Annotated in this window: 5 protein-coding genes; 1 reads left to right on the top strand and 4 read right to left on the bottom strand. The window is 55.6% G+C overall.

Annotation, left to right across the window (positions count from 1 at the left end):
* Positions 1 to 414: hypothetical protein (locus U9R81_RS18220; protein WP_322496834.1), on the top strand; the 414-nt coding region annotated here is incomplete at its 5' end.
* 54 nt (positions 415 to 468) lie between these two features.
* Here U9R81_RS18220 and U9R81_RS18215 read toward each other — a convergent pair.
* The 4 genes from U9R81_RS18215 to U9R81_RS18200 form a co-directional block, all read right to left on the bottom strand.
* Positions 469 to 2,049: a 3'-5' exonuclease gene (locus U9R81_RS18215; RefSeq protein WP_322496833.1), complete on the bottom strand. Its 1,581-nt coding sequence runs from the start codon at positions 2,047 to 2,049 to the stop codon at positions 469 to 471.
* A gap of 60 nt (positions 2,050 to 2,109) precedes the next feature.
* Positions 2,110 to 2,526 carry a type II toxin-antitoxin system RelE/ParE family toxin gene (locus U9R81_RS18210; protein WP_322496832.1) on the bottom strand — a complete coding sequence of 139 codons (417 nt, stop codon included), beginning with the start codon at positions 2,524 to 2,526 and terminating at the stop codon, positions 2,110 to 2,112.
* Between the two features lie 171 nt (positions 2,527 to 2,697).
* Complete coding sequence (locus U9R81_RS18205) at positions 2,698 to 2,823, bottom strand: hypothetical protein (protein ID WP_322496831.1); 126 nt, start codon at positions 2,821 to 2,823, stop codon at positions 2,698 to 2,700.
* Between the two features lie 390 nt (positions 2,824 to 3,213).
* On the bottom strand, positions 3,214 to 3,590 hold a 377-nt coding region (locus U9R81_RS18200), incomplete at its 5' end, for a lamin tail domain-containing protein (protein WP_322496830.1).

Below are 3,590 nucleotides of genomic sequence, written 5' to 3'. Positions count from 1 at the left end.
GGCTCGCTTGCGCGCAGCCAAAGAACGAGCCCGCAAGCGAATTACCGGCGAAGGAGACCAGTGATGGGTATGGCGACGAATGGAATGGCTGCCGAACCGGTGCGAGCTTGGTTGGGTCGCTTGGCGATCGCCATCTTGGTCGGAGCGCTCGCCGGGGTCGTTGCCTACCTAACCGCGCGGGCTATTGGTTCGGCGTGGCTCTTACTCAATCAGCAAGCCCTGATCGACGCCACCCGGCAGGCATTGCAGGAAGGCGTGATGGGCTTGGCCAATACCAATCTCCGCGCCTTGCGTTTAGCTGCTGAGGCGCAACAACGTTTTATCGCCGAACTGAGCGGCTGGATCGGGCTAGGCGCGTTTTTGCTGGCCGCGATCGTCGCCTTTGTCCGGCTTGAGCTGCAAAGCGGCAAATAATGCCGCTGTGATGGCCTCTTTAGCACGTATTATTGGGCTTAGCAATGCCGCCGGTCACGGCTCAATCCGCTGCCAGAGCGTGGCCGGCAACGCTTGCACAAATGATGATGGTTGATCAGCGCTCGCGCAGACCAACAATTCCCGCATCGCGCGCGAACAGCCGACGTAGAACAGGCGGCGCTCTTGCGCAATTGCTTCTTCTCGCTCTTCTGGCGGCAAGTGGTCGAAGTTGTGCGGGAGATGTCCTTGCGCTAGCCGGAGCACGGCGACAAAGGGAAATTCAAGCCCCTTCGCTGAATGCAAGGTCATCACCTTAACGACTGGTTTGCGGATATCAATCTGCTTCCGCTCCATAAATTCCGCCGGCACGCCAAGCTGGTTGAGCTGAGCGCAAATGTGCTGCGCCACTTGCTTGCTGTGGCACAGCACAGCCCCAGTGTGTGGCGGTAAGCGCCACCTTCGCGCTGCAGCGGCGAAGAAATCGCGAATTGCCAGCGCTTCTTCCGTGATGTCACGGCAAAACTGAATGGTCGGCAGATTGCCGTTGTGGATTGCGGCAGCTTGGTCATTCTCGCCGGCAATGCCAAGGATGGAGGCGCAGGCGGCGGCAATTTGGGCTGTATTCCGGTAATTACGCCGCAATATAAAACTACGCCCGCGCATTTGGAGCGCACCATCGATCTGCTGCCATGAAAACCCGCGTTGGTACAGCGATTGGCCAGCATCGGCAGTGACATAGATTGATTGCGGTGACTCGACGCACGCCAACAGATAACGCAGCGCCACCGGCGAAAGGTCTTGCGCTTCATCAATCACGATAGCACGGTAGGGCCGGGTCGGCTGATGGCGGGCTAATTCCAACGCCTGCCGCCGCACATTGCCCCACGTCGTCCATCCCTGTTGGCGCAAGAGATGCGACCACGTCTCATACACCGACCACACGGCTTCGCGAAGCGAAGCGCGCAGCGGCAATTTGCGCCCGATCCGCGGTTGGCTCGCGTAGGTTTCATACGTGGTCAGCCCCCAATGTTCAATCACACTAGTAAACTCGTCGAGCAGATATTCGACCCCTAACGCTTGTAACGCTTCCCGGCGGTGTTGGCGATCAGCTTCGTTGTCGCCGGCCATTGGCGCGATCGCTAACGCTTTGTGCAAGGCGTTCAGCAACTCTCCTTCAGGGGCAAAGCGGGGTGATCCATACGCGAGGGCGTATTGGCGGAAGATGACACTATCGACGGTGTTGACTTCGACCCCTTTTGCAGCCAGATCTCCTTGTAGGAGCCGTTCTAGCAGTTGCGTCGAGTACGAGATGAGGGCATTGGTAAAAGTGGTAAATAATACTGGCGTTTGACTGCTCGCCACCAGTCGTTGGACACGGTACAGCGCAACGATTGATTTGCCGGTGCCCGGCCCGCCGCGCACCAGCACCGGTTTATCGAGCGGCGTTTCGACCAGCCGCTGTTGTTCGGGATCGAGCATCAGCAAGAAGTCGGTCAATTCGCCGGCCACAAACCGGTCAAGGTCTGCGGCATCGTTGAGCAGGTATTGTGGTTGTTGCAGAATTTCATCGACGCTGCGCGGGTACAGAATATCGAGCACCCGTTCCATAATCGCTTGCGGTATGGGTGCATTCAAGAGGTCATCTTCAGTGCGCACGGCGAGTAAGGCTGGCCAGTACTGTTCCGGGATGCGCCACTACTGCAGATCGGCGGCAGTCATTTCGCGGGTCAGCGGTTGGGTTGTGACGACGGCTGGCTCACTTGGTGGCGGTTCAGGCGGCGCTGGTACGAGCAGGAAGCTAACGTCGGGTGGCGCTTCTTCTGGCAGGTCAATTTGGCCAAAATCGTGTTGGCAGGTTTGATCGTCGCGTTTGCGAATCGCAATCAGCTTGACCCATCCTGCATCAAAGGTGTAAATCAGACGATAATCACCAATTCTGACCCGATACAGCGGTGGAACGCGATTCTTAAGCTTTTTGGCATCGCCTTGGGCTGAAATGGGATCTCGTTCAAGCGCTTTGACTTTCTGCAAAACGGTCTTTTGAATCTTTGCGGGCAGACCAAGGAGTTCGTTGAGAAAAGTTAGTGGGGTGATGATCTGATATTTGGTCATGCTGATCGCCCTCGCTCGACAAAGCCGCCATATTGGGCGCGCGGTGCATCGTGGCCATGATCGCGCCTGCAACAAACAATATGTATTTTAAACTGTATGTTATACAATTGCTTTGGTCGGGAAAGCACTCAATATAAATATCATAACATTCTCATTACTCGTTGAAAAGCACTAAACGGCAGCCGCGTCTGTTAGTTCGCGCCAGTGTGCGGCGGCATTCCCGCCCATTGCCAGCACCAAGGCGATACTGGCAGAGAGTGCGATGGGCAGTAATCGGGTGTAACGATGCAGGTTCATAATGCCCTCCTCTAACGTAAGCGTTTCACGCTCTCACGAATCATGTCGCGTAACCGTGAAAAAAGTAACGGCCTCGCTAGCAATGCAATTTCTTGATCGCAATGCCATCGTGATGCTTAGCAGCGCAAAGCGAGAACGGCGATGACGTTGAGAGGACTCATTTATCCCAGCGACACCATAGCAGTATGGTGCACGCCGCTCTTCCCTCAAATCCAGTGTATCTTCGTGATGCCAACCGTTGCGCCGAATATGAAGCACAAAGACTGCCGGCGAGATATTGCAGAAGCGATATCTCGCCGCCGGTTATCGTGTGCTTGATGGTGAATGCAGGTCGCAGTTAGGGTTTGAATGGCTGCGGCGCCGGGATCGTCGCCGGATCGAGATCGCCGCTCACCGGTAGGTATAACGACTGATCAGGTTGCCATTTGCATCTCGCAAGATGGCAGTATCGCCGGTATTATTCCAAACTGGCCGGCGCAATCCCCAATAGAGGTTATTGGCATCGTTGACGCCAGGCTTCGTCCACAATTTCACTTCGGCGCCGCCGACTAAGGTAAAAGCTGGGAAGGTATAGCTGTGTTTCGCCCCTTCGTCAATCAGCGTCCACCCCGTGAGATCAATTGGTTCGTAGGAAGCGTTGGTAATCACTACAAATTCACCCTCAAGATCATCGCCGGGCGGATTGTACTCAATGTAGGTAATGCTTACATTGGTCGGCGTAATGCTTACATTGGTCGGCGTAATGCTTACATTGGTCGGCGTAATGC

The sequence above is a fragment of the Chloroflexus sp. genome, assembly GCF_034435895.1.
Lineage (GTDB): Bacteria > Chloroflexota > Chloroflexia > Chloroflexales > Chloroflexaceae > Chloroflexus.
Note: the sequence above shows the minus strand (reverse complement) of the source record. Positions and strands in the feature narration are given on the sequence as shown.

What these genes read in the sequence shown, in the direction of transcription:
- U9R81_RS18205 (WP_322496831.1), bottom strand. Translation starts at nt 2,823, where the DNA reads ATGAACCTGCATCGTTACACCCGATTACTGCCCATCGCACTCTCTGCC.
- U9R81_RS18210 (WP_322496832.1), bottom strand. Translation starts at nt 2,526, where the DNA reads ATGACCAAATATCAGATCATCACCCCACTAACTTTTCTCAACGAACTC.